The sequence below is a fragment of the uncultured Sphingomonas sp. genome, from assembly GCF_946477935.1.
Taxonomy (GTDB): Bacteria; Pseudomonadota; Alphaproteobacteria; order Sphingomonadales; family Sphingomonadaceae; genus Sphingomonas.
In genome coordinates this window covers 1-24,740 of the sequence record NZ_CAMLAC010000033.1, presented here as the reverse complement: position 1 = coordinate 24,740, position 24,740 = coordinate 1, and the positions used below count along the sequence as shown (strand labels likewise).

The window sequence follows — 24,740 nt, the reverse complement described above, 5'->3', positions numbered from 1 at the left end:
TGTCATGGAAGATCGCATGCTAAACCCGATAATTCATGTCAATGTAGCTGGTTATGCCGGTGACGATGATGCCGCCGGACGAGGATGATGGGGGACCAGGATGAGCGTCCGATCCTCCACTCGCCAGGACTTCAGCCGCGACAGGAAATTCATGCCAAGGATATCGGTGCGGCCGAAAGCCGGAGACACGACGACCGGAAGCGCGTTGGCGCGGATGTCGCCAAGCTGAAGCCGGGCGATCGTCGCCGTCTTGGCGCGAATGGTGCCGTTGGCGGTATTGAGAAGCACGGGGACGAGTTCGTCGCGCGGTTCCAGCCCGGCGGTCGCCGCCGTCTCCTCCGACAGTGCGGTCAGCGTCGCACCACTGTCGATCAGCATGCGGCGTTCCACCCCGTCAACGGTCGCGCGCGCCCAGAAATGGCCATCCGGCGACATGCGGATGCGGACTTCGTCGCCCACCACCTGTTGCTGATCCGGGAAGATCCGCTCCGTGATGCGCTGAAAATACGGGTCGAAGCGGCCGCGCTGATCGATCGCGAGAACAAGCACGACCGCGACCAGCCCCCAACTGGCGAGATTGACCAGCGTGCGCAGGATCGGCACCCGCCGCACGACCACGCCAGCCAGCAGGATGACAGCGAGCAGCAGGTACAAGGGACCATAAGGACCCAGATCGGGCATCACGAACACGTAATCGGCTATCCTACGACCAGTCGGCGCTTGCGGCGCGCATCATTCAGATGGAGATGCGCCGCGCAAATGCCAGCCCTGACAAAGCGACGCGGTACCGTCGATGACCGTGCGTGTTCGTGGATCGAGGGCGATCAGCCCGGATCGACCATCCCGATTTCGCTGGGGGCGAAACGCCGCCCGCCGTACCAGCGCTGGAACGTACCGTCGGATTGCGGGAAATAGCGATGGCCCTGATACCGGACCGGCGTCCCCAACGCCTTGTATGTCGCCCACACGCCATAGACCATGGCGGCGAGCGCCAGAATCTTGATCCACTCCATGTCCGCTTCCTTATTATTATCCGGACAGCTTCCCGCGTTGCCTCGAAAAGATCAAGGCACTTGTTTGCGGGGAAAGGGGCGGCTGAGAAACGGTGAGCCGGCGAGACCGAAGCGCCACGGGAGTTCGGCGGCCTTGGTGATGCCGATGCGCGGCCCGACATGCAGCGCCGGCGAACCAGAAGCATCGACCAACGCGAACGGTGCGGCGTCGAGGGGATGGCCGTCCAGTTCACCGCCGATGCCAAGGGCCTGGCACAACCGACCCGGCCCGGCGCAAAGCTGGCGTAGCGGCATGTCGCCGCGTCGGGCCAGCATTCGGTCGATGCCATGCACGGGTTCGATCGCCCGGATCAGCACGGCGCTGCCCGGTGTGCCGCACACGGCGTTCAGGCACCAGTGCAAGCCATAGATGCGATACACATAGGCACGACCCACCGGCCCGAACATCGCCGCATTGCGAGGGGAGGGGCCGCGAAAGCTGTGCGAGGCGGGTTCGTGCGCGGCATAGGCCTCGGTTTCGACGATGGGCCCGCCCATCCCATCGACCAGCAGCGTGACGCCGATCAACGCGCGCGCGACTGTCACCACATCGCGGGCGAAGAAATCGGCGGGTAGCGTCATATCTCGGGCGTGCGTGCCTGCCGCCCGTCATCGCCGAAGATGCGCAGATAGCGCGCGATTGCCTCTGGCGAGCCGGTCGCCTTGGCCGGATTGTCGGACAGCTTGACCGCGGGGCGGCCATTGGCGCTGATGACCTTGGCCACCAGCGATATGGGCGAAAGCCCGTCGTCGCCGTCCGGATCGCAGCCGCGAAAGTCGTTGGTCAGGTTGGTGCCCCAGCCGAAGCTCATTCGCACCCGGCCGTGGAAGTGGCGATACACCTGCTCGATACTGTCGACATCCATGCCGTCGGAGAAGATCAGCAGCTTTTGCCGCGCATCGCGACCCTGCGACCGCCACCAGTCGAGTATCGCCTCGCCCCCTTCGATCGGCGGCGCGCTGTCGGGGCGGAAGCCGGTCCAGTCCGCCACCCAGGGCGGTGCGTCGCGCAGGAAGGCGGCGGTGCCGAACGCGTCGGGCAGGACGATCAGCAGATTGCCCTGATACAGCTCCTGCCACTCGCGCAGCACGCGATAGGGGGTCTGTGCCAGTTCCTCGTCGCTGTCCACCAGGGCGGCGGCGACCATCGGCAGTTCATGCGCGTTGGTGCCGATCGCCTCCAGATCATTGTCCATCGCCAGCAGCACGTTCGACGTACCGATCAGCCGACTGCCCAACCCCTCCTTCAGCGCCTCGACGCACCAACGCTGCCACAGGAAACCATGACGGCGGCGCGTGCCGAAGTCGGAGATCGCCAGATCGGGGAGCATGCGAAGCCGCTCCACCTTGTCCCACAGCTTGGCCTTGGCGCGGGCATAGAGAACATCCAGCGCAAAGCGGCCCTTGTCCGCCATTGCCGCGCGCGAGCGCAGTTCGTTGACGATGGCGAGTGCCGGAATTTCCCACATCGTGGTTTCGCACCACAGGCCCTCGAAATGCAGTTCGAACTGGCCATCGACGACCCGCAGATCATAGTCTGGCAGGCGGAAGCGAGCGAGCCATGCCAGGAAATCGGGCGTGAACATGCGGTTCTGGCCATAAAAGCTGTTCCCGGCCAGCCAGATCAGCTCCTTGTGCGAGAAGCGCAGTGTGCGGGCATGGTCAAGCTGGGCACGCAACTCGCCGATGTCGATATCGTCCGCCAGCCGAACGCGCGTGGTGCGGTTGATGAGCGAAAAGGTGGCGCGCACGTCCGGATGTCGCAGCCGGATCATCTGCAGCATCAGCAGTTTGTAGAAATCGGTGTCGAGCAGGCTGCGGACGATGGGGTCCAGTCGCCAGCCATGGTCCCAGACGCGGGTCGCGATATCGGTGAACGCCATGAGATTCCTGTCAGCGGATGCGGGCGGCGGTGTCCAGAATGAATTGCACGATCCGCTCGGGCTGGGTGACGGGGATCATGTGGCCCCCGTCGATCACCTCGTAACGGCATCCGCGGATCGCCGCCGCAGTGGGCGCGCCGTCGCGTTCGGGATCCAGCACCGCATCCTGCGCGCCGAACAGGATCGCGCTCGGCAGGTCCAGGGTCGGGTAGAGCGCGGCCATGGCGCTCAGATCAGGATTGGCATGGACCAGTTCGGTGGCAGCAATGTCGATCGTCTCCGGCCTTAGCGACAACAGTCCGCCGCCGCGGATGGCAAAGTCATCCGGCGCGTATTCGGGAGTAAAGGCCCGGCGCACCGCGCGGCGGCTGCGCAACTGGAGGATCGGCACGGCGACGGTATGCGCGATGAGACGGCGGAGGGGCGCGCCACCGCGCAGAAGCTCCTGTAATGCGGCCGACCCGAAGGGCTGTGGTTGCGTCAGCGGGGCGAGCAACGCCAGGCCTCCGACCTGGTCCGGCGCTGCCAGTGCGGCCGCGAGCGAGACGGCACCGCCCATCGAATGACCGACGAGCAGCGGCCGTTCGATCTGCAATTGTTCCAGAAAGGAGGCAATCAGCGCACCTTGCGCGCGCAGGCCGGGATGCGTACCCGGCGCCGCCAGCGAATGCCCGGAGCCAAGGCGATCGATCAGGATCACGCGGTGCGTTTCGGCGAGCCGGTCTGCAACCTCGTAGTTGAAGTTGCGCATCTGGCCGGCAAGGCCGTGGATGAGGACGACCGCTGGGCCTTCCCCGTCCCGCGGCCCCTTGTCGACATAATGAAGACGGGCGCCTTCGACCTCGAGGAAATCGCCATCGGGCGGGACGCGCGCTTCGGCCGCACGGCCGACATGGTGCGAATAGGCCGCCAGTCCGGCGATGCCGAGTGCGCCGACCCAGCCGCCGGTGATCAGCGCACGGTTATCTGCCATACCGCCCCCTCAACCCTCCACGCGGTACCAGACGGGGCCATCGGCGAACAAGGTGGCGGCGGACAGGCTTTCACCGTCCAGAGTCACCGCGGTATCCTCCCACCAGTCCGGCTGGCCGCCGTCGATCAATGCCTCGGCATGGCGGATCGCGACGGCACAGACGAAGCGGCCCGTGCCAAGGGTGCGGGCGAAGGCCACGACCCGGTCCTGTCGTGCGCCGCTGACAGGCAGCGGCCGATACCCCTCGAACGCCCGCTCGCGACGCAGATCGAGCAGATCGGCGATCAGTGCCTGCTTGGTGCTGCCGCCGGTCTCCAGCAGGTGCTGCAATCGGGGATAGTCGACCGGGCGGCGATTGTCGGGGTCGACCAGGCTGAGGTCGCGATCCTCGCTGCCCTGGTAACAGTCGGGCACGCCGGGAACGGTGCAACGCAGCGCTACCTGTGCCAAGGCTACTGCATCGGCGGCCGGGGCGAGGCGCGTGACGAAATCGGCCATCGAACGGCGAAACTCCGCGCCACAGGATTCGGTGAGCAGCGTTTCCACAAGCTGTTGCGCGCGAGCCTCATAGGCCTCGTCGGGCGCTTCCCAGGACGAACGCAGCTTGGCCTCGCGCAGCGCCTTTTCCTGCCAGCCCTGCACCCGTTCGGCAAAGGTAGCGAGGTCATCATCGTCAGGCCATGCGCCGAACAGCGTCTGGATCAGCATGTACCAGTCGGCCGGGTCGATCCCCTCGGCAGCTTGGGCCGTAAGCTCGCGCCATTGCTGCACCTGATCGCGCCACAACTGCGGAACCGCGCTCAACACCGACAGGCGGGCACGGACATCCTCGCCGCGCTTGTGATCGTGCGTGGCGGTGGTGAGCATCGCATGGGGAAACCGCTCGGCCCGGCCCTGCATGCGGCGGTGAAATGTATCGATGTCGAGCGCCATGCGCCCCGCGTCGAAGCCGACATCGTTGCGCGAGAGCAGCCGGCCATAGCGGTAGAAGGCGGTATCCTCGACCGACTTGGCCGCGATCGGCGCGGAGAGTTGCTGGAAGCGTCGCACCGCCTCTGCCTTGCATGCCGCATCACCGGGGCCTTTGCCGGACAGCCATTCCAGCACCTGTTCCACGACTGCGGTTTCACCAGGCGGGATGAAGCGTTCGACGCGGCGGCGGGCTTCGGCGCGAATGGCTCCATCGGATGCAGGCGCATCGGGGCCATAGGTGCGGTAAACCGGAAAGACCCAGAGCAGCCGCTCGATCGCGCGGCGCCACATGGCCGGGCTGTATGCGGAGGCTTCGGATACGGTGTCGGCAAGTTTCACGAACGCCGCCACGCAGCCGTCGAGTTGGCCGGAAAATTGCCAGGCGAGCATGTCCTGTCTTGCCTGCAATTCCTCCGGGGCGAAATCCGCGTTGTTGCCGCTGATCTCTGCCCAGAGCGTACCGAGCGGCTCGGCAGCTTCCGGGGCATGGAGGAGCGCGGCGACCTCTTCCATGAAGTCATAACCGCTGGTGCCATCGACGCTCCAGTCGGTGAGCATCGGCTCGTCGGCAGCCAGGATCTTTTCCACCACGATATAGGCAGGGCCTTTGGCGGCCTCGGCGGGACGCGGCAAGGCATCCAGCCTTTCGCGGAGCAGGCGACAATAGCCGGCGGGATCGGTCAGGCCGTCGACATGGTCGATGCGGACACCGTCGATCAGGCCTTCTTCGTACAGGCGGAAGTAGAGGGCGTGCGTTTCCTCGAACACCGCCGGGTCTTCGATGCGAAGTCCGGCAAGTTCGCTGATCGTGAAGAAGCGGCGCCAGTTCAGTTCGTCGTTCGCCATCCGCCAGGAGGCGAGGCGATAATGCTGCCGGTCGAGCAGGTCAGCCAGAGGCATGGCCTCGGCCGCATCCTGATCCTCGTCGCGCACGGGCAGGCGATGTTCGCCATACGCGACGATGAAGGCGCGGCCATCGCAGCGTTCGACCGTAATCTGGCCGTCCGCCAACACCTCGGCCAGCGGCGCACCGAGGATCGGCAGGACAAGGCGGTGCGACCAGTCGATGTCGAAGAAGCGGGCGTAGCGGCTGGCCTGTCCGTTCGCCAGCACCTCATTCCACCACGCATTGCCGCCGCCCGCGACGCCCATGTGGTTCGGCACGATGTCGATGATGAAGCCCATGCCACGCGCGCGAAGCGTGGCGACCAGCGACCTGAAGGCATCTTCGCCGCCCAGATCGGGGCTGATCCGGGTGGGATCGATCACGTCATAGCCGTGCGTCGATCCCTTGGCCGCAACGGTGATCGGCGAGGCATAGACATGGCTGATGCCCAGCCGGTCAAGATAGGGAACCAGCGCCTCCGCATCCTTGAAGCCGAACCGTTCGTGGAACTGAAAGCGATAGGTGGCGCGCGGCGTCATGCGATGGTCCGGTGATTGAGGGTGGCGATGCGGGCGGCAACCGCCGGTCGGGTGAGGAGCGTGGCGGTGGTGTCCGGCAAGCGGCGGCGCCAGTTGGGGTGCTCGTCAATGGTGCCGGGCAGATTGGGTTGTTCTTCAAGCCCCAGCAGATCCTCGACCGGGATCAGCGCGATCGGGCAGGGGGTGGCCGCGACACGCGCGATCGCCGCGTCGACCATGGCCTGCGGATCGGTGGGTTCCGGAGCATCGCCGGCACAGGCACGCCATAGCGCGGTGCGATCTTCCCTGCGCTGAGCCATGTCGGGCGCGGGCGAACGGTCGGCGATGTCGGCGCGCCACGTGATGTCGCGACCCAGCCACCAACCGGCAACGGTGGCGATGTCATGCGTGCCGGTCATCGCTACGGCATCGCGGTCCCATTGCTGCGGCGGGATGAAGCCGCCGTCCTCGTCGCGCTCGAACGGCAATACGCGCATGCCGAGCAGGCCGGCTTGCGCCATGGTATCGCGAAATCCCGGGGGCACGGTGCCCAGATCCTCGCCAATGACGATCGCACCGGCGCGGTGCGCCTCGATCTTCAAAATGCGCAGCAGGTCTTCAAATGGCATCTGGAGATAGGCGCCCTTGTCCGCGCTTTCACCCTCCGGGATCACCCACAGGCGTTTCAGGCCGAGGGCGTGGTCGATGCGCAGGCCGCCGGCGTGGGCGAAGGCGCTGCGCAGGGTGGCGATGAAGGGGGCGAAGCCGGTGCGGCGGAGTGCGAAGGGGCACAGCGCCGTGATGCCCCAATTCTGCCCGTCCGGTCCCAGCGGATCGGGCGGTGCGCCGATGCTGAGGCCGGTCAGGAGTTCGTGGCGGCGGCTCCAGGCGTCGCTGCCGTCGCCGGATACGCCGATGGCGAGATCGGCGATGAGGCCGATTGGCATGCCGGCGGCGCGACCTGCTTCCCCGGCGGCGGCAAGGGCGGCCTCCGCGCGCCACTGCAGATAAAGGTAGAAGTCTATCGCGTCGGCATGATCGGCGACGAAGCGAGTGACGGCGGGGCCGTTCGGGTCATGATAGTCGACGGGCCAGTGGCGCCAGCCTGTGGCGCGGTCGCGCTGGTGGAAATAGGTGTGGAGCGCATCGAAGGTGGCATGCAGGGCGCGTTCGGGCGTGCGGAAGGCGGCAACGGCGGCACGGTCCGCATCGCTGCGCCGGTCATAGTCGATGCGAAGATCCTGCAAGCGATCGGGGATCGCTGCCGACCAGTCGATCAGCTCCTCGCCGGATTCGGGCGCAGCGGCACCGGCGGGGACGAACAGGACGTTGCGATAGAGGCGGCTGGACGGCGCATAGGGGCTGTAGCGGGTGGCGTCGGCGGGGAAGAGCGCGTGCGTCGGGCTGATCGCCACCGCGGCGGCGCCCGCCTTGCCGAATGCGCTCATAGCCTCCGCAAGCACGCCGAAGTCGCCGAACGCGCCCGGCCTTTCGCCACGAAGCGACGGCAGTTGCACTGCGCTGGCCCAAAGCCCCGCGCCGGGAACGGCAGGGCATCGCAGCGGCGCGACAGCGATCGTCCAGGTCTCTCCGGCTATGTGCAGGTGGTGATAGCCGGGATCGGCGATCGACGGCATCGCGCCGTCTTCGCCGATCTGGGCGGCGCGGACGCCTCCGTCTTCCAGACGGATATCGCCCGCCAAGCCAGCCAGTCGCGCGGGCAACATAACGGGGCGGCCGGCATCGGCGGTGATGAAGGGCGCCACCGCGCCTTCCGTATCAAGACAGGCGAGGATCGCCTCAAGCACCGCGTCGGCAACACGTTGCTGACGCCCCTCGGCATCCTCCCACTCGACGCACAGTCCCGCGGCCTCGGCGCGAGCGGTGAGATCGGTCATGCGCGTAGCCATGCCGCGAAACGGTCACCTTCGGCATGCAGCAGTTCGCCGGCACGATCGGGCAGCGGCTCGGGCATGTCGGCGAGATCGATGACGATGGTGAGCGTCGCGCCATCGGCGAGCTGCCACTGCGCCTCCACCCGTGCATCACCCAGCGCGCGCGCGGCCATGCCTTTTGTGCCGGACAGGCGAGAAACGATGTGTTCGCGGCGCAAGGCGAGCAACGCCGAATAGAGGTCGCGCCAGCTATCGGCTTGCGGGCCGGGCAGGGGCATGGAGCGGGTGAAGGTGTCCCGGGCGTTGGGATCGGGGATGCGCTTGCGCGCCTCGGGATCGGCAAAGGCGTCGAACTTGGCGAACTCCTTGCGCCGCCCCTCGCGCACCGCATCGGCCAGTTCGTCGTGGAAGTCGGTGAAGAACAGGAAGGGCGCTTCGCTGCCCGTCTCGTCGCCCATGAAGATCAACGGGATCTGGGGAGCGAGCAGCAGCAACGCGGTGGCCGCCCGCAGCTTGTCGGTGTCGGTGAGCAGCGTCAGCCGCTCGCCCATCGCACGGTTGCCGATCTGGTCGTGGTTCTGGAGGAACGAGACGAACCGCGTGGCGGGCAGGTGCGCGGATGGCTTGCCGCGCGGCTTGCCGTCATGGTTGGGTGATCCTTCGCCCTGATAGATGAAGCCCTGTTCCAGACAGCGGGCGAGCCGTTCCGCCGGCTTGTCCGCGAAGTCGCTGTAATAGGCGCTGGTCTCGCCGGTCAGCAGAACGTGCAGGACATTGTGAAAATCGTCGTTCCACTGCGCGTCGTAAAGGCCAGCCCCCAGGCGATCGGCGTCGTTATTCTCGTTTTCCAGCACCAGATGGACGTGGCGATCGGGCAGGGCGGCACGGATTTCCCGCGCCATGCGGTCGAGAAACGCGTCGTTGGCGATGGCATGGACGGCATCGAAGCGCAGCCCGTCGAAACGATACTCGTTCAGCCACATCAGCGCATTGTCGACAAAGAAGCGATGAACGGGATCGGCATCAACCGCAACCGCGCCACCCCAGGGCGTATCGACATTCCCGTGGAAGAAATCCCCGGCATAGGCGCCCAGATAATTCCCGTCCGGGCCGAAATGATTGTAGACCACGTCGAGAAAGACCGACAGGCCGTGGCCATGCGCGGCATCGATCAGCGCCTTCAACGCGGCGGGCGTGCCATAGGCTTCTGCCGGTGCATAAGGCAGCACACCGTCATAGCCCCAGTTGCGGGTGCCACCGAACGCATTCACCGGCATCAACTGGATCGCGGTGACGCCCAGCGCGGCGATTTCGGGCAGGCGCGCCATCACGCCGGCAAAGCCGCCGAGGATGCCGGCATGCAGTTCCATGACGACGGTTTCTTCCCAGGGGCGGCCGCGCCAGTCGACATGCTGCCAGTCATGCGCGGGATCGACCACGACGCTCCAGCCATGCACTCCGCCATGCTGCGCGCGGGACGCGGGATCGGGGACCGCGAGATCAGCGTCCAGGCGGAAGCGATAACGGGTACCCGCCGGGGCCTGCGCCTCGGCGGTGAACCAGCCGTCGTCGTGACGCTGCATCAGTGTGGGCTCCCCACCGTCGATCTCCAGCGTCACCGCATCACGGTCGGGCGCCCATAGGCGGAAGCCCGTACGTCCGCCGTCCAGCAGCGTCGGTCCCCAAGCGCTCATTGCTCGAAGCCGCTCAACCAGGTGAGCAGGACCGCACCCTGCGGCGCGACTTCGTAGCTGTCCTCGATCTCCACCTCGCCCTGGTCGGGCTTGGCGCTGTCGAGCAGCACGATACGTTTGGCATGGGGCGGGGGAAGCTGGAAGGTGATCGGGTCACCCGACGCGTTCAGCAGCAGCGACACCGCCTCGACCTGGCCGTCCTCGGTCCGGCTGGCACGGCGCATCATCAGCGCACGCCCCTCGGGGTTGTCCCAATCCTCGGGGCTTAGCTGATGACCCTGTTCGTCCCACCATTCGATGTCGTTGATGCCATGACCGGGCGTATCCTGCCCGTAGAGGAAGGTGTTCGACCGCAGCACGGGGAAGCGACGGCGCAGGTCCGCCAGACGGGCGGTGAAGTCGATCAGTGCCTGACCCTCAGGCGTTTCCGCCGCCTTCCAGTCGAGCCAGCTTATCTCGTTATCCTGGCAATAGGCGTTGTTGTTGCCACCCTGCGTCCGCCCGAACTCGTCACCGGCGACCAGCATCGGCGTGCCGAGCGAGGACATGAGCGTGGTCAGCATCGAGCGCATGACGCGACCACGCGCATCGTTGACCGAAGGATCGTCGGTCGGTCCTTCCACGCCCCAGTTGCACGATGCGTTGTGCGAATGGCCGTCGCGATTATCCTCGCCATTCGCCTCGTTATGCCGCTCTTCGTACATCACCGTGTCGGCAAGCGTGAAGCCGTCATGCGCGGCGAGCAGGTTGACGCTGGCCCAGGGGCGACGCGCGCGCCGGTCGAACAGGTCGCCCGAACCCGCGAGACGCGCGGCGAGGTCGCCGCGCTTGCCCGGCTCGCCCTTCCAATATTCGCGCACGGTGTCGCGGTACTTGTCGTTCCATTCGGCGAAACCGGGCGGGAAGTTGCCGAGCTGATAGCCGCCGGGGCCGACGTCCCACGGCTCGGTGATGAGCTTCAGGCGGCCGAGCACCGGGTCCTGGCGCAGCACGTCGAAAAAGGCGGAGCCGGGGTCAAAGCCGTCCGCCTCGCGCCCCAGCGTCAGGCCAAGGTCGAAACGGAAGCCGTCGACGCCGAAGCTGGTCGCCCAGTAGCGGAGCGAATCCGCCACCATCTGGATAACCCGCGCCTTCGACATGTTGAGCGTGTTGCCAGTGCCCGTGTCGTTGATCGTATAGCGGGGATTGTCCTGGACCAGCCGGTAGTAGCTGGCATTGTCCAGCCCGCGCCACGACAGCGTCGGGCCCTTTTCCGAACCCTCGCAGGTGTGATTGTAGACGACGTCCAGGATCACCTCGATCCCCGCCTTATGCAGCCGGTGGACCGCACGGCGCAGCTCGTCCTGGCTGTCGCTGGAGAAATAGGCCTGCTCGGGCGCGAAGAAGCCGAGCGTGTTGTAGCCCCAATAGTTGCGCAGGCCCTTTTCCTGCAGGAACCGGTCCTGCGTGAAACTGTGGATCGGCAGCAGCTCGATCGCGGTTACCCCGATGCGTTTCAGATGCTTGATCACGGCGGGATGGCCCAGCCCGGCATAGGTGCCGCGTTCGCGCGGCGGGACCAACTCCATCAGCTTGGTCAGGCCCTTGACGTGGGCCTCGTAGATCACCGTTTCGGACCAGGGCGTGTTCGGACGCTTGTCGCGCGACCAGTCGAAATGATCGTCCACCACGACGCATTTGGGCATGGCGGGGGCGCTGTCACGCTTGTCGAAGCTCAGATCCTCCTTCTTGGAGCGGATCTGATAGCCGTGCAGCGCATCGGTCCACTTGATCGTCCCGTGCAGCTTCCTCGCATAGGGGTCGAGCAGCAGCTTGTGCGGATTGAAGCGGTGCCCCGCCTCCGGCTCGTAGCGGCCATGCGCGCGGTAGCCGTAGAGCAGGCCCGGGCCGACATCCGGCAGATAGCCGTGCCACACCTCGTCCGTGCATTCGGGCAGCGCGAAACGTTGCAGCTCGCGCTTGCCCTGAGGGTCGAAGATGCAGAGTTCGATCGCGTCGGCATTGGCGGAGAAGACGGCAAAGTTCACGCCCTCCCCGTCGAATGTCGCGCCGAGCGGGTAGGGCGATCCGGCCTCGAGCCGGTCGGGGAGTGCGTGCAAAGAATGTGTCTCCGGCGTTAAGCGTCGCGGCCTGGGATCAGGCGGAATCAGGCCTGCTTGGCGCGGGGCTTGCGCGGCTTGCGGGCGGGTGTGGCGCGCGCCTTGGACGCGGCGGGGGAGTCGGCCGGCTCGGCCGCGGCGGGTGCGGAGGCCTGCGTATCGGTCAGGGGCGTATCGGCTGCCGGGGAGTCTGCCGGCTCGGCGGCGGCGTCAGCGTCGTCGGCGCCCAGTTCGAGTTCGGCCTGCGACCAATGATGCTGATCGCGGCCATGCGGTTCACCCTCGGCCTGCCACAGAGCATATGCGCGGTCGCGGACCTTCTTTTCGCGTTCTGCCACCCTGATATCTCCCTCTTGGCGGGCACACAAGATGGTGCGCCACGAGAGACGAAACGGTGATCTCCCGTTTCGGCTCCGCGACGATCTGAATTTCTTTGGAGGGAGAGGTGGGTAGCCCCGGATCAGCGGGCGGGTTGCAGCATCGGCGCGCGGCCATCGGTCATCGCGACGCGGCGCATCGTGCCGTCGGTGGCATATTCCAGGCGGTCGATCGCGACCTGCCGTTCGCCGCGAAACGGAGGTGGGCTGCTGGGGCGTTCCCAGCGGTGATAGACGATCAGCCAGCGGCCGTCGGGCGCCTGTACGATGCTGTGATGGCCCGGCCCCTTGCGCTTGGCATCGCTGGTCAGGATCGCGCCGCGATACGTCCACGGCCCGACAGGCGAGGGGGCGGTGGCATAGTGCACCGAATAATCCGGGCCGTTGAAGCGGCCATGGCTGTACGACAGGTAATAGATGCCGCCGCGTTCATGCATGAAGGCGCCTTCGGTGAACTCCGGCGGGTTGTCGACCGGCACCTCGCGGGCGATGTGGATCAGGTCGGGCGCCATCTCCCACACGCGCAGCCGCGCGCCCGCGCTGCCGCCGGCATAGAGATACGCCTTGCCGTCCTTGGGATCGATGAAGACCATCGGGTCGATCGCCTCGAAACCCTGGCCGCCGGTGACGAGCGGGGCGCCGCTGTCGCGGTACGGCCCCTCCGGCCGATCGGCGACCGCAACGCCGATGCGGCTGGGGGTCGGGTTCTGCGGGCCGACCGAGTAATAGAGGAACCACTTGCCGTCGCGGGTGGCGACGCCGGGCGCCCAGAGGAAATGCTCGGGCGCACCGTCGTCACCGATCCAGCGGATCTCGTCGCGGCGGATCAGCTCGCCGCGATTGCGCCAGGTCTTCAGGTCGGCCGACGAAAAGGCGCCGAAGCGGTCGGCGGCCCAACTGCCGCCGGGGCCGCCGGTAGGAAAGACCCACAATTCACCGTCGATCATCATCGCATGCGGGTCCGCACCCTGGAACTGCGGATTGTCCGCCAGCGCGCCGCCGGCCAGCGTCAGGGCCATGGCGGCGGCAAGCCAATGTCTCGTCTTCATCAGCATATTCCCAATGCCCGAATGGCTGTTCAGAAGCGGAACCGGATGCCCAGCGAATAGGTCCGTTCCAGATAGACGATCTGCCGCGCATATTGATCGCCCGCGTCGTTGAATTCGCGGTAGCGGCGCAGCGGATTGCCGAGCAGGTTCACGATGTCGAAGGCGATGGTGATGTTGGGCATCGGCGTGACAGTGGTCGAGAAGTCGAGCTGCCCGCGACCCTTTTCCACCACGCCGCTGGTGCGCGGCTGTCCGTTGGCGTCGAGGTCGAGCGGCTCGATGCTGTAGAACTGCACGAAATCCGACCGGTAGTTGTAGGCAAGGCGTGCCGAGAAGAAGGGCCGCTCGAACAAACCGACCAGATTATATGCCCATTTCGACACGCCGTTGAAGCGCAGCTGCCGCCCCGCGACATTGGGGGAGCCCGCCAGTGCGGTGGCGAGGTCGCCCTTGGAGTCGACATAGGTCGCGTTCGCCTGAACGCCGAACGCCTTGGCCCAGTCCGGCAGGCCGTCGATGTCCAGGAAGCTGGTGAACTGCACCTCGGCGCCGTCGAAGCGGGTGTTGCCGGTATTCTCCGGCCGGGTGAAGCGGACGCGACCATAGGCCGGATCGTCATAGTTGATCGGTGTCGCCGAGATGAAGCCGTTGGCATCGCGCCGGAAGATCGCTGCGGTCAGCGAGCCGGTTCGCGAGAAATACCATTCCAGGCTGAGATCGTAATTGTTCGAGGTCAGCGGGCGCAGATTTGGATTGCCGCCGGTGATCAGGCGGCGGTTGCTGTTGTCGTCGTCCGGATTGGGCGGGTTGTTGGGATCGATCACCGGCGGCTGGCCGATGGTCAGCGTCGGGTTGAGGTCGAGGAAATTGGGCCGGGTGCGCGTCTGCGTATAGTTGGCGCGCAACTGCACCTCGGGCGTGAACTGCAACCGGGCACTGAGGTTGGGCAGGTAATCGACATAGTTGTTCTCGGCGGTGACCGGCGAGAAGATCGGATTGGCGGGGTTGGTCTCGTCCCGCAGGAAGCCGTTGATCCGCGTCTTGGTCCGCACCGCGCGCAGGCCTACCAGGCCATCGATCAACATGTCGCCGCCGAGATCGAAGCCGTACTTTACCTGGCCGTAGACGGCATAGGCCTTCTCGTTGGCGGTGAAGTTCTCGGTCGGGTTGAAGGCGGGGAGGCCTTCGGGGGCGCCGAAGAAGGCGCGGAGTGCGGGCAGGTTGTTGCGGATGCTTTGCGAGGAGATGCCGGCGAAGCTGTAGATCGGGAAGGTGCTGTTGTAGGTGAAGGCCGGCCGTGTCGCCTGCACGGTGACGGGCAGGGCGGAGATCGGGATGCGCTGGCCGAGGATCGACGAGCCGTTCAACTGGTCGATATAGGGTGCGCCGCGGTCGCGGTTCGCGTCGCGGTCGTTGAAGCGGAAACCGACCTGGAACCGCTTCAGGAAGAAATCGTCGTCAAAGTCATATTGCGCATCCAGGCGCGTCTGGATGTCCTTGCCGCCCACCGCGAGATATTCCTGGAAGAGCCCGCGGGTGATGTAATTGGCCGGGTCGCTGACATCGAAGTTGACGAAGTTGAAGGTCGGCCCGCCATCCTGGCCGGGCGATTCGAAATTGACGTTGCGGACCGGCGAGCTGGCAAAGGCATAGTCGATATTGACGAGATCGAAGGTGTATTTGCTGTTCGTGTAGGCGATATCGCCCGAAATCTGGACGTTGTCGCGCTTCCAGATCGCACCGCCGCCGACCTGGTAGGTGTCGGTCTTTCCGTTGGCGGAGGTGTAGTAACCGTCAGGGGTATTGGCGCCGGAAACGGTGGCGCTTTGCGCGACATTGGCATTGCCCTGCCGCGTCGTCAGGTTGCTCAACTGGAAGTCCGCGCCGCCGAAGATCGGCGAGAACATCCACTGGTTCGTGTCCTTCGACCGATAGCCCTGGTAGAGCCCGTCGACATAGATCTCCAGATCGGGGGTCGGGCGCCACTGGAATGCCGCATTGGCCGATGGGCGATAGCGGTCGCCATTGCTGGTGAAGCGCCCCTGCGCATCCGGGTAGCGGACGCCCGCACCGACGCCGGGAGCGTTGGTGCCATTCGTGGTGGCGATCACCAGCGACTGCTCGCGCGTCGCATCGACATAGTTGATGCCGACATAGGATGCGTTGATCAGCAGGCCCATCTCGCCGATCCCGGTATCCCACCGGTCGCTGATCAGCAGGTTGCCGTTCCACGTCATCTTGCTGGACTGTTCCCAGTTGACGCCGTTGAGCGAACCCGAAATCTCGAACCCGTTGAAGTCGAACGGGCGACGGCCGCGGACATTGACCTGGCCGCCGATGCCGCCTTCGATCAGGTTGGCGGTGCCCGACTTGTACACCTCCAGCGCGGCGACGGTGCCGGCGGGGAAGTCCTGGATCGCGACGAAGCGGCCCTCGGCCGTGAAGATCTCGCGACCATTATAGGTGGTGCTGATATCGGGCAGGCCGCGGATCTGCACGCCTGCCGCTTCGCCGGCGCCACGCGTCACCTGTACGCCCGATACGCGGGCCAGTGCGGCCGATGCGAAGGTGTCCGGCAGCTTGCCGATATCCTCCGCGACAATGGCATCGACGATGCCGTCGGAATTGCGCTTGATTGCCTGCGCCGATTCCAGGCTGCGCCGCAGGCCGGTGACGACGATCTCGCCCTCGTCTGTCGCCCCCTGCTGACTGGACGGCGCAGGCACGCTGGGATTGGCAGAAAGGTCGCTGGGCGTATCTGGCTTGGGTGTTTCCTGCGCCACCTGACCATAGGCCGGCATGGCAGCGAAAAGTCCGACAAGCATCGCGGTCGATGCGCGGAGCAGCGCCTTGTCTTTCATGATATCCAACCCCTGTGTCTCGTTCGGCATCTTTGCGCCTTGAATAACAGGCAATTACCGTATTTGTCGGAGGTGACAAGCCAGATTTCGCCGATAAGCCAAAGGAACCAATAGATAAAAACCGCAGGACCGCTTGTAAGACAATTCGGGATGGGGCTAGATCGTGGCAGAAAGCATAAGCAGGAGAGGATCGATGAAGCTGATCGTCACGATGATGACGGGGCTTGCCACCAGTGCGCTGCTGGTCGCGGTGCCGGCCGAAGCACGGAGCCGCTGGAGCGAAGCGCAGGCGAACGCCTGGTATGCGAAACAGCCCTGGCTGGTCGGCGCCAACTATGCCCCCGCCAACGCGATCAACCAGTTCGAGATGTGGCAGGCGGAGACCTGGGACCCCAAGCGTATCGATTACGAACTGGGGCTGGCGCAGGGTATCGGCATGAACACGATGCGCGTGTTCCTGCACGATCAGCTATGGACCAGGGATCCGGAGGGTTTCCGCCAGCGGATCGATGCCTTTCTGACGATCGCGCAGCGACACAATATCAAGCCGCTGTTCGTGCTGTTCGACAGTTGCTGGGATCCGAACCCCGTGGCGGGGCCGCAGCATCCGCCGATCCCGGGCGTCCACAATTCCGGATGGGTGCAGTCGCCTGGCATGGCGGGCCTGCGCGATCGTGCCGGCTGGCCACGCTACAAGGCCTATGTCCAAGGGGTCATCGGCGCCTTTGCCAATGATCCGCGCGTGCTGGGCTGGGACCTGTGGAACGAGCCCGATAACGGTGCCGATCAATATAAGGGGCAGGAGGGCAAGGAGCCGCTGGTCCGCGCGCTACTGGCGCAAGTGTTCGACTGGGCACGCGCGGCGGAGCCGTCTCAGCCGCTGACTTCCGGCGTGTGGATCGGTGACGATTGGGCGCCGGGTGGGCGCAGCTCGCCGATGGAAAAGCTGCAATTGTCGCAATCCGACGTCATCTCCTTCCACGATTATAGCTGGCCGGAGACGTTCGAGCGGCGCGTTCGCCAGTTGCTGCCCTATAACCGGCCGCTGCTGTGCACCGAATATATGGCGCGTGGTAACGGCTCGACATTCGACAACAGCCTGCCGATCGGCAAGCGCTACAATGTGGCGATGATGAACTGGGGGTTCGTCGACGGCAAGACGCAGACGCGCCTGCCCTGGGATAGCTGGAAGAAGCCCTATACGCAGGACGAGCCGACCATCTGGTTCCACGAAGTCTTTCGCGGCGACGGCACGCCGTACCGCGCCGCCGAGACCGACCTGATCCGGCGGCTGAGCGCGGCGCCCAAGGGCGTGGTGCCCGCTACGCCGGCTGCCACGGCGCCACCGGCCAGACGCGCGCGGCGCTGACCGGGATCAGCGCTCCACCACGTCGCGCTTCATCGGGGCGAGCTTGGCCAGCAGGCGGTTCTGCGCGGGGAAGGACACACCTTCCTTGCGCATGGCCGCCTGCAGATTTTCGACCAGCGCCGCCATGTCGGCTTGCTGCACGCCCATGTTCCGGTGCGCGTCCTTCATGTTCCGCCCGCTATAGGAACAGCCCCCGCCCAGCAGATAGCAGAACTGCTCCTTCAGCGTGCGGCGCAGGCGAACCATGTCCTGCCCCTTGAAAATGTCGGTGATCCGCGGATCGGCCTGGTTGCGCGCGACCAGATCGTCAACGATGCGGTCCACGCCCGCCTGGCCATGAAAGGCACGCCACAGTCCGTCGCCCCTGGCAGGCCGCGCACCGGCATTGGCATCCGCCTGAACATAGGGAGCCACCGCTTCCTCACCCGGCGGCACGGTCTGAAGCGCGAACAGGAGCGGCAGGATCAGCATCGGCGAGCCCTCAAAAGGCGGACTGAAGGGACAGAAAGGCGCCGCGCTGGCGCCGGACGGTCGCGATATCGCCCAGATCGACATAGGCGGCGGTCAGCGAGACGTTGCGATGCACCGCCCAGGCGGCGAACAGGTCGAAGCTGTCCTGCTCGCGTGCGAAACCCAGATTGTCCGGCTTGCTGCGATATTCGCCGCCGACCACGATCGCGGGACTGAGCAGGAACCCCGCCGATCCCTCCACCTGTGTGCTGTAGCCGTGGTGCCCATCGCCGCCAAAGCCGAGCAGGCCGAACTGGTTCGCCTTGGTCCAGCGGACCGTGGCATCGACGACCAGGCTCTGTGCCAGCAGCAGCTTCGTCGCGGAAACATAGAGGTCGGTGCCACGATCATGCGCCGCGCCCACCGCGCGCAGCACGTCGCCGCGTTCGGCGATCTTGTGCTGCACCCCCACCGCGATCTGCGGCATCCAGCGATCCTGATCCCACACCGCATCGCCCGCCACACGCAGCTTTGCGCCAATGATGTGCTGGCGAAACGTGAAGCCGTGACCGAGTCCCAGTGCCGCGCCGGCGTTCAGCGTGTCGAAGCTCTGGTGCGCGTAGGAAATCTCCACCCGGTCGTGCAGGCCGATCGCCGCGCCATAGCTTTCCAGATCGAAATCGGGGAGGGCGACCAGCGTGGCGTGCGCGCTGCCACCCACACCGTCCTTGGTACCGTTGCCCGCGATCACCGCCCAGGTGGCGAGCCCGCCGCCCGCCGATCCCTCCACGGTGCTGATCCCGTTGGTCAGCCGCAGCTTGCCCCCCGATCGCCCGTCGCCGGCCTGGGCCGCCGTCAGCGGCAGTAGCATGGGCAGGGCCAGGCAGAGCAGAGGCTTGAGGAAAGGCATGGGCAGGATACTCATGATCAGGCGGCTTTGGCGCGGGCGGCAATCAGATCCAGCACCTGATCCGACGGCACCGGGCGACTGAACAGATAGCCCTGGATGGTGTCGCAACCCTGGTCGCGCAGCCGATCGAACTGCTGCGCATCCTCCACCCCCTCGGCGGTGGTCTCCATGTTCAGCGCCGAGGCCAGGTCGACGATCGCGCGGACGATCGCGGCGGCGCTGCGGTCGTCGGCGACGTTGATGACGAAGGAGCGATCGATCTTGATCTTGTCGAACGGGAAGGAGCGCAGATAGCTGAGCGAGGAATAGCCGGTGCCGAAATCGTCGAGCGCGATCCGGATGCCGAGCGCACGCAGGCCGTGCAGCAGCTTGATGACCGTCGTCTCGCCGTCCAGGAACACGGACTCTGTGATCTCGATCTCCAGCCGGTTGGGGGCCAGACCGCTGCGGGCAAGCGCCTGCATGACGATCGACTGAAAGCCCGGCGCGCGAAACTGCAGCGGCGATACGTTTACCGCGACGCGCACATCCTGCGGCCACCCGGCGGCGATCCGGCACGCCTCGTGCATCACCCATTCGCCCAGCGCCACGATCAGGCCCGTTTCCTCGGCAACCGGGATGAAATCGACCGGGGGGACAAGACCCTGTACCGGGTGGAACCAGCGGACTAGCGCCTCCATGCCGCGCACCCGTCCGGTATCGGTGCGGACGATCGGCTGGAAGTGGAGCGCGAACTGCCCGGTCTTCAACGCGACCCGCAGGTCCACCTCGATCTCGCGCCGTCGGCGTGCGGCCGCATCCAGCGCGGGTTCGAAGAAGCGATAGGTGCCGCGCCCGTCCTGCTTGGCGCGGTACAGCGCGAGGTCGGCATTCTTGATCAGGTCGTCCGCCCCGTCGGCGTCGCAGGGCGCCAGCGCGATCCCGATCGATGCGGCGATGACGATCGCATGTCCGTCGACCTCGATCGGCTCCTGCAGCATGGTCAGCAGCGTGTCCGAAAAGCGGCGGGCGCGGCCCTGTTCCTCATCCTCGGGCAGCAGGACCGCGAACTCGTCCCCGCCCAGCCTTGCCACCACCGCGTCGTGCTCCAGCGCGGCCAGCATCGTACCGACGCGGCGGAGCAGGGCATCGCCGACCGGATGGCCCAGTGTGTCGTTCACCGCCTTGAACCCGTCCAGATCGAGGCAGAGGAGCGCAGTGACCGCGCCGGTGCGGGTGCCGCGGGCCAGCGCCTGGCCCAGCGTCTGACGGAAGAAGAAGCGGTTGGGCAGGTCGGTCAGCGTATCGTGATAGGCCAGATGGGTGATCCGGTTCTCGCGCTCCAATATGTCGGCGGACATTGCGTTGAAGCTGCTTGCCAGCCGTGCCACCTCGTCCTGGCCCGTCACGGGCACCTCGGTGCGCATCCCTTCCTGCAGACTGCGCGCCGCCCGGTCCAGCGCGACGATCGGCCGGGCGATCCCCCGCGCCAGGCGCCCGCTGCCGATGACGATCAGCACCAGCCACAACAGGCCCGCGACGATCAATCCGTACTGGATCGGGCGATAGGGTGCCATCGCCACGTCGACCCGGTAATGGAGCAGCAACGCTGCCGCCGGTCGTCCGTCGGGGCCGGCCAGTGGCTTCTCCCACTCGAAGGCGCGGCCCTTGCCCGTGTCCACGATATGGATGCCGCCCGGCCGGTTGCCGACCGTCGTCGACAGGGTCGCGCTGACCGGCACCGCGGACAGCTTTTCCACGGCGGCCAGTTCGGCGCGGTCGATCGGTACGATCAGCGCGATCCAGCCGATTTCCATCGGTGCGCGGACCGGCGCGAGCACGACGCGGTAGATGCGCCCCGAAACGGCAAGCACCACGTCCTGCCTGGCGCTTCCCAGTTTCTCCGGCAGATCGGCCAATGTTTTCGCGAGCGCGCCCTGCTCACCCACCACGCTGCCGTCCAGGGTGACCAGCGCCGCCTGCGCCACGCCGGCCCGTGCCTTCAGGCTGTCGAGCGCGGAGCCGATCGTGGAAGCGTCCTCGCTGGCCACGGCCGAGCGAAAGCCGAAGTCGCGGGCGACCACCTCGGCGGCACCCGCCAGCGACCGCTCGCGCAGGGTCCATATCCGCTCGAAGATCACGCCGCTGGCCTGCAACTGCGCGGCGGCGGAGCGACGCGCATTGGTCGCGATCGTCATCTGCGCGACCAGTGCCAGCGCCACCAGGCCGATCGTGAACAGCCCGGCATACATCACGGTCAGGCGGGTGCGCAGCCGCGAGAAACGGATGGGCAGGGCGATCATCGGCGGATGGTCACCCGCGTCACGGTGCCCGCGGCGGGAATGGCAAGCGGCTGGCTCAACTGGCTGCCACCCGCGCGTATCGAGGGATGCCAGACGGTCACCACCGCCCGGCCCGCCGCCGGCACCGTGAAGCGTGCCTGACCGCTGGCGTCGGTGGCCGCGGCAAAGGGCGTGTCGGTGACATAGACGACGCCGGACATGGCGTCATGGATGTTGCAGCCCAGCGCCACCGCGCCCGGCTTGTCGAACGTCACGCTGCGGGTCTCGTCGCGTCCGTACAGTTTCAGGTCGAACCGTTTGGCGCGCGAAAAGGAATAAACGTGGTGGCGCACCTTGTCCTGGTTGGGAAACTGCACCGCAGCCCCGACCGGCACGATCAGCATCTGGGGCATGAAGGCGATGTCGCGCTGGACCATGCGATACGGCCCTTGCGGCCGCGGCGCGGCAGTGCCCGAGATATGAATGGTCACCACCGCGCCCACCAGCGGCTGTCCGTCGGCACCGTGGACCTGCACCGCCACCGGCGCCGCCATGACGGCAGAGGGTGACGCCAGACAGGCCGATGTCAAAGCGGCAGCGACGAGCAGAGAGAAGCGCATGGCGCGCATTCTACGGCAGCAATTCTTGATAAAACGTTTGCTGCCCCTTCCAGCGGAGGCGCTGCGGAAACGTATCCCGTCATCCGCGGAAGTGGAGTTTGCCGAGATGGTTTCGCGACGATCCGCGGGGCAGGGGCGATTTCTCTCCAACGGACACCCCAAGAATTTCTACGGATCATCCACCGGGTTGATGGATTATGGCACCGGTCAGGGAACGTCCCACAGATCAAAGAATATATAAGGGGCTGATAGTGCTGCTGTTCTGCACTTCGCTGCTCGCCACCAGTTCCGCACTCGCGCTTGCCGCCCAGGCGGCGCCACCCGCGCAGGAGGCTCAGGCCGCGCCCGTCGCCGATGCCGCGACGCCAGAGAATGAGGGCGACGTGATCGTCGTCACCGGCACCCGTGCCGAGGGCCGCACGCGGCTCGACAGCGCATCGCCGGTCGATGTGCTGAGCGGCGCCAGCCTTCAGCGTCAGGGCACGACCGAGCTTGCCACCGCCTTGTCGGCGGTCGCGCCCTCGATCGATTTTCCGCGTCCCGCCGCCAATGACGGCACCGACGCGATCCGCCCGGCAACGCTGCGCGGCCTGTCGCCCGATCAGACGCTGGTGTTGATCAATGGCGTTCGCGGCCATACCTCGGCCTTGCTCAACACCAACGGTACGGTGGGTCGCGGCTCGGCGGCGGTCGACCTCAACACCATCCCGACCGTGGCGCTCGACCGGATCGAGGTGCTGCGCGACGGTGCTTCGGCGCAATATGGTTCGGACGCGATCGCCGGCGTGGTCAACCTGCGCCTGCGCGAGGCCCGCTCGGGCGGCGGCGCGCAGGTCAATTACGGCTTCTACAACACCGACGTCGATACCGCGAACGGCCGCCGCTCGGTCACCGGCGAACACGCGGTCACCGCATCGCTGTGGCAGGGCATCGGCTTTGGCGAGGACGGTTTCCTGACCGTCTCGGGCGAGTATCTGAAGCGCAGCCCGACCAATCGCGCGGATTTCGACCGGCGCGTGACGCCCAACCGCATCACCGGCCGCTATGGCGATCCGGAAGTCGAGCAGTATACCGGCTTCGTGAACGCCGGCACGTCGCTGACCGATAACTGGAGCCTGTACGCATTCGGCGGTTATCAGGACCGCGATACGCGCAGCGCGGCATTCCCGCGCCTTGCCAGCGCCGCCACCACGCTGGCGGGCTATCCGAACGGCTTTCTGCCGATCATCAACACCAAGGTGCAGGACCTGAACTCGGCCGCGGGCTTGCGCGGCGATCTCGGCGGGTTCGATGTCGACCTGTCGTTCAGCTATGGCCGCAACAAGATCGGCTTCCGCACGCTCAACTCGGCCAACTATGCCTATGGCAGCGCCACGCCCCGCGACTTCAGCGACGGCGCGCTGATCTACGACCAGTATATCATCGGTCTGGATGCGACGCGCCGGTTCGACGTGTTCCAGTCGCTCAACGTCGCCTTCGGTCTTGAGGGCCGGCGCGAGGGCTACAAGATCCAGGCGGGCGAACTGGCGTCCTACGGCTATCCGCCGGCCGGCACGGTCACGGGTGCCGCCGCCAATGCGGCGCCGGGCGCGCAAGGCTTTGGCGGCTTCTCGCCGCTCAACGAAACCGAGCGCAGCCGTCGCAACGTCAGCGCCTATGTTGATATCGAGGCGCAGGTGACCGACAGGTTCCTCGCCGGTCTCGCCGGGCGCGTGGAAGATTATTCCGATTTCGGCAGCACGGTGAACGGCAAGCTGTCGCTGCGCTACGACGTGGCCGACTGGTTCGCGTTGCGCGGCACCGCCTCCACCGGCTTCCGCGCACCGTCGCTACAGCAGCAATATTTCACCCAGATCGCGCAGGTGGTGCAGAACGGCGTGCCGATCCAGACCGGCACCTATCCTTCGGTCAGCGCGGTCGGCACTGCACTCGGCGGCCTGCCGCTGGAGCCGGAGAAGTCAACCAACCTGTCGGTTGGCACCGTGATCCGCTCGGGCGGGTTCGACCTGACGGTGGATGCCTACCGCATCCATATCCGCAACCAGATCGGCCTGTCGGAGAACATCCAGGCATCGTTCAGCCCGGCGGTCGCCAACCTGCTGTCGCCGTTCGGCGTTTCGGCCGCGCGCTTCTTCATCAACGGGCTGGCGACAACCACCAAGGGCATCGATGTGGTTGCCCATTATCGCTGGCGCACCTCAGGGGCGGGCGCGTTCGACTTCACGCTGGCGGGCAACATCAACGACGTGAAGGTGACGCGTGTGCCGACCAGCACCGCGACACTGAACCCCGCCCCGACACTGTTCGCGCGCAGCCGTATCCTGACGCTGGAGGACGGCACCCCGCAACAGAAGGTGACCGGAACCGTCGACTGGTCGCTGGACCGGCTAGGGGCGCTGGCGCGCGTCACCTATTACGGCAACGTCAACCAAGCGGGCACCACGCCGGCCGCGGACGTGTTCACCGGCAACCGCGCGATCACCGATCTGGAACTGCGCTATGCCGCGACGAAGGGCGCGCAGATCGGCCTTGGCGTCAGCAACCTGTTCGACGTCTATCCGCGCGAAACGCCGCTCGCCAACAATCCCAGCGGCGTGCTCGGCTTCCCCTATTACTCGCCTTTCGGCTTCAACGGGCGCTATCTCTATGCGCGGCTGGGGGTGAACTGGTAAATCGGATGGCTGCGTTCAGCCCCTCCCCATCAGGGGAGGGGTGGGCGCTTATCCGGTGACGGGCAGCCGCACCGTGCCGTCGTCATCGCGCTTCAGCGGGCTGTAGGCGACGACCGCATTCAGCGGCAGATCGGCATAGAGATGCGGGAAGAGCTGCCCGCCGCGGCTTTCCTCCCACTTCACGGCCTCGCCCATCGCC

Annotated in this window: 19 protein-coding genes; 2 read left to right on the top strand and 17 right to left on the bottom strand. The window is 66.1% G+C overall.

Annotation, left to right across the window (positions count from 1 at the left end; translation table 11 throughout):
• Positions 1-51: 51 nt before the first annotated feature.
• The 12 genes from Q0U08_RS05805 to Q0U08_RS05750 all read right to left on the bottom strand — a co-directional run bounded on the left by Q0U08_RS05805 (position 52) and on the right by Q0U08_RS05750 (position 16,259).
• Positions 52-681: a TIGR02281 family clan AA aspartic protease gene (locus Q0U08_RS05805; RefSeq protein ID WP_298090309.1), complete on the bottom strand. Its 630-nt coding sequence runs from the start codon at positions 679-681 to the stop codon at positions 52-54.
• Positions 682-824: 143 nt separating this feature from the next.
• Positions 825-1,013 carry a hypothetical protein gene (locus Q0U08_RS05800; protein WP_298090305.1) on the bottom strand — a complete coding sequence of 63 codons (189 nt, stop codon included), beginning with the start codon at positions 1,011-1,013 and terminating at the stop codon, positions 825-827.
• 51 nt (positions 1,014-1,064) lie between these two features.
• Entirely contained in the window at positions 1,065-1,634 is a 570-nt protein-coding gene (locus tag Q0U08_RS05795) for a DNA-3-methyladenine glycosylase (RefSeq protein ID WP_298090304.1), read from the bottom strand.
• Entirely contained in the window at positions 1,631-2,935 is a 1,305-nt protein-coding gene (pncB, locus tag Q0U08_RS05790; protein ID WP_298090303.1) for a nicotinate phosphoribosyltransferase, read from the bottom strand. The genes Q0U08_RS05795 and pncB overlap by 4 nt, the downstream gene beginning before the upstream one ends.
• A gap of 10 nt (positions 2,936-2,945) precedes the next feature.
• Positions 2,946-3,908 (bottom strand): alpha/beta hydrolase, encoded by a 963-nt coding sequence (locus Q0U08_RS05785; RefSeq protein WP_298090301.1) that lies wholly within the window; start codon positions 3,906-3,908, stop codon positions 2,946-2,948.
• Between the two features lie 9 nt (positions 3,909-3,917).
• Positions 3,918-6,305, bottom strand: coding sequence for a malto-oligosyltrehalose synthase (gene treY / locus Q0U08_RS05780; protein WP_298090300.1), 2,388 nt, complete (start codon positions 6,303-6,305; stop codon positions 3,918-3,920).
• Entirely contained in the window at positions 6,302-8,182 is a 1,881-nt protein-coding gene (gene malQ / locus Q0U08_RS05775) for a 4-alpha-glucanotransferase (RefSeq protein ID WP_298090299.1), read from the bottom strand. Before malQ ends, treY begins: the two co-directional genes overlap by 4 nt.
• Positions 8,179-9,873, bottom strand: a complete 1,695-nt coding sequence (gene treZ / locus Q0U08_RS05770; protein ID WP_298090298.1) for a malto-oligosyltrehalose trehalohydrolase — start codon at positions 9,871-9,873, stop codon at positions 8,179-8,181. The genes malQ and treZ overlap by 4 nt, the downstream gene beginning before the upstream one ends.
• Entirely contained in the window at positions 9,870-11,972 is a 2,103-nt protein-coding gene (glgX, locus tag Q0U08_RS05765) for a glycogen debranching protein GlgX (protein ID WP_298090296.1), read from the bottom strand. The genes treZ and glgX overlap by 4 nt, the downstream gene beginning before the upstream one ends.
• A 47-nt stretch (positions 11,973-12,019) precedes the next feature.
• Positions 12,020-12,310: a DUF2934 domain-containing protein gene (locus Q0U08_RS05760; RefSeq protein WP_298090295.1), complete on the bottom strand. Its 291-nt coding sequence runs from the start codon at positions 12,308-12,310 to the stop codon at positions 12,020-12,022.
• Positions 12,311-12,432: 122 nt separating this feature from the next.
• Positions 12,433-13,398, bottom strand: a complete 966-nt coding sequence (locus Q0U08_RS05755) for a family 43 glycosylhydrolase (protein WP_298090294.1) — start codon at positions 13,396-13,398, stop codon at positions 12,433-12,435.
• A gap of 29 nt (positions 13,399-13,427) precedes the next feature.
• A complete protein-coding gene (locus Q0U08_RS05750; RefSeq protein WP_298090293.1) occupies positions 13,428-16,259 on the bottom strand; it encodes a TonB-dependent receptor in 2,832 nt (943 codons plus the stop codon).
• Between the two features lie 193 nt (positions 16,260-16,452).
• Here Q0U08_RS05750 and Q0U08_RS05745 point away from each other — a divergent pair, with 193 nt between their 5' ends.
• Positions 16,453-17,628 carry a cellulase family glycosylhydrolase gene (locus Q0U08_RS05745; protein WP_298090291.1) on the top strand — a complete coding sequence of 392 codons (1,176 nt, stop codon included), beginning with the start codon at positions 16,453-16,455 and terminating at the stop codon, positions 17,626-17,628.
• Between the two features lie 6 nt (positions 17,629-17,634).
• On the opposite strand, the gene Q0U08_RS05740 is transcribed toward Q0U08_RS05745, so the two are convergent.
• Genes Q0U08_RS05740 through Q0U08_RS05725 form a run of 4 tightly spaced genes read right to left on the bottom strand, consistent with a single transcriptional unit; the run spans position 17,635 to position 21,869 of the window.
• Complete coding sequence (locus tag Q0U08_RS05740; protein WP_298090290.1) at positions 17,635-18,099, bottom strand: group 1 truncated hemoglobin; 465 nt, start codon at positions 18,097-18,099, stop codon at positions 17,635-17,637.
• Positions 18,100-18,109: 10 nt separating this feature from the next.
• The gene (locus Q0U08_RS05735; protein ID WP_298090288.1) at positions 18,110-19,003 is read right to left on the bottom strand and encodes a DUF3034 family protein; all 894 of its coding nucleotides are present in this window, start codon (positions 19,001-19,003) and stop codon (positions 18,110-18,112) included.
• 2 nt (positions 19,004-19,005) lie between these two features.
• Positions 19,006-21,270, bottom strand: coding sequence for an EAL domain-containing protein (locus tag Q0U08_RS05730; RefSeq protein ID WP_298090287.1), 2,265 nt, complete (start codon positions 21,268-21,270; stop codon positions 19,006-19,008).
• Complete coding sequence (locus tag Q0U08_RS05725; RefSeq protein ID WP_298090285.1) at positions 21,267-21,869, bottom strand: methylamine utilization protein; 603 nt, start codon at positions 21,867-21,869, stop codon at positions 21,267-21,269. The genes Q0U08_RS05730 and Q0U08_RS05725 overlap by 4 nt, the downstream gene beginning before the upstream one ends.
• A gap of 254 nt (positions 21,870-22,123) precedes the next feature.
• On the opposite strand from Q0U08_RS05725, the gene Q0U08_RS05720 reads away from it, so the two are divergent.
• Positions 22,124-24,541: a TonB-dependent receptor gene (locus Q0U08_RS05720; protein ID WP_298090307.1), complete on the top strand. Its 2,418-nt coding sequence runs from the start codon at positions 22,124-22,126 to the stop codon at positions 24,539-24,541.
• A gap of 48 nt (positions 24,542-24,589) precedes the next feature.
• Here Q0U08_RS05720 and Q0U08_RS05715 read toward each other — a convergent pair.
• Positions 24,590-24,740, bottom strand: a 151-nt coding sequence (locus Q0U08_RS05715) for a DUF952 domain-containing protein (RefSeq protein ID WP_298090306.1), incomplete at its 5' end; no start/stop codon positions are given.

What these genes read in the sequence shown, in the direction of transcription:
- Q0U08_RS05805 (WP_298090309.1), bottom strand. Translation starts at nt 681, where the DNA reads ATGCCCGATCTGGGTCCTTATGGTCCCTTGTACCTGCTGCTCGCTGTC.
- Q0U08_RS05800 (WP_298090305.1), bottom strand. Translation starts at nt 1,013, where the DNA reads ATGGAGTGGATCAAGATTCTGGCGCTCGCCGCCATGGTCTATGGCGTG.
- Q0U08_RS05795 (WP_298090304.1), bottom strand. Translation starts at nt 1,634, where the DNA reads ATGACGCTACCCGCCGATTTCTTCGCCCGCGATGTGGTGACAGTCGCG.
- pncB (WP_298090303.1), bottom strand. Translation starts at nt 2,935, where the DNA reads ATGGCGTTCACCGATATCGCGACCCGCGTCTGGGACCATGGCTGGCGA.
- Q0U08_RS05785 (WP_298090301.1), bottom strand. Translation starts at nt 3,908, where the DNA reads ATGGCAGATAACCGTGCGCTGATCACCGGCGGCTGGGTCGGCGCACTC.
- treY (WP_298090300.1), bottom strand. Translation starts at nt 6,305, where the DNA reads ATGACGCCGCGCGCCACCTATCGCTTTCAGTTCCACGAACGGTTCGGC.
- malQ (WP_298090299.1), bottom strand. Translation starts at nt 8,182, where the DNA reads ATGACCGATCTCACCGCTCGCGCCGAGGCCGCGGGACTGTGCGTCGAG.
- treZ (WP_298090298.1), bottom strand. Translation starts at nt 9,873, where the DNA reads ATGAGCGCTTGGGGACCGACGCTGCTGGACGGCGGACGTACGGGCTTC.
- Q0U08_RS05755 (WP_298090294.1), bottom strand. Translation starts at nt 13,398, where the DNA reads ATGAAGACGAGACATTGGCTTGCCGCCGCCATGGCCCTGACGCTGGCC.
- Q0U08_RS05750 (WP_298090293.1), bottom strand. Translation starts at nt 16,259, where the DNA reads ATGAAAGACAAGGCGCTGCTCCGCGCATCGACCGCGATGCTTGTCGGA.
- Q0U08_RS05745 (WP_298090291.1), top strand. Translation starts at nt 16,453, where the DNA reads ATGAAGCTGATCGTCACGATGATGACGGGGCTTGCCACCAGTGCGCTG.
- Q0U08_RS05740 (WP_298090290.1), bottom strand. Translation starts at nt 18,099, where the DNA reads ATGCTGATCCTGCCGCTCCTGTTCGCGCTTCAGACCGTGCCGCCGGGT.
- Q0U08_RS05735 (WP_298090288.1), bottom strand. Translation starts at nt 19,003, where the DNA reads ATGAGTATCCTGCCCATGCCTTTCCTCAAGCCTCTGCTCTGCCTGGCC.
- Q0U08_RS05730 (WP_298090287.1), bottom strand. Translation starts at nt 21,270, where the DNA reads ATGATCGCCCTGCCCATCCGTTTCTCGCGGCTGCGCACCCGCCTGACC.
- Q0U08_RS05725 (WP_298090285.1), bottom strand. Translation starts at nt 21,869, where the DNA reads ATGCGCTTCTCTCTGCTCGTCGCTGCCGCTTTGACATCGGCCTGTCTG.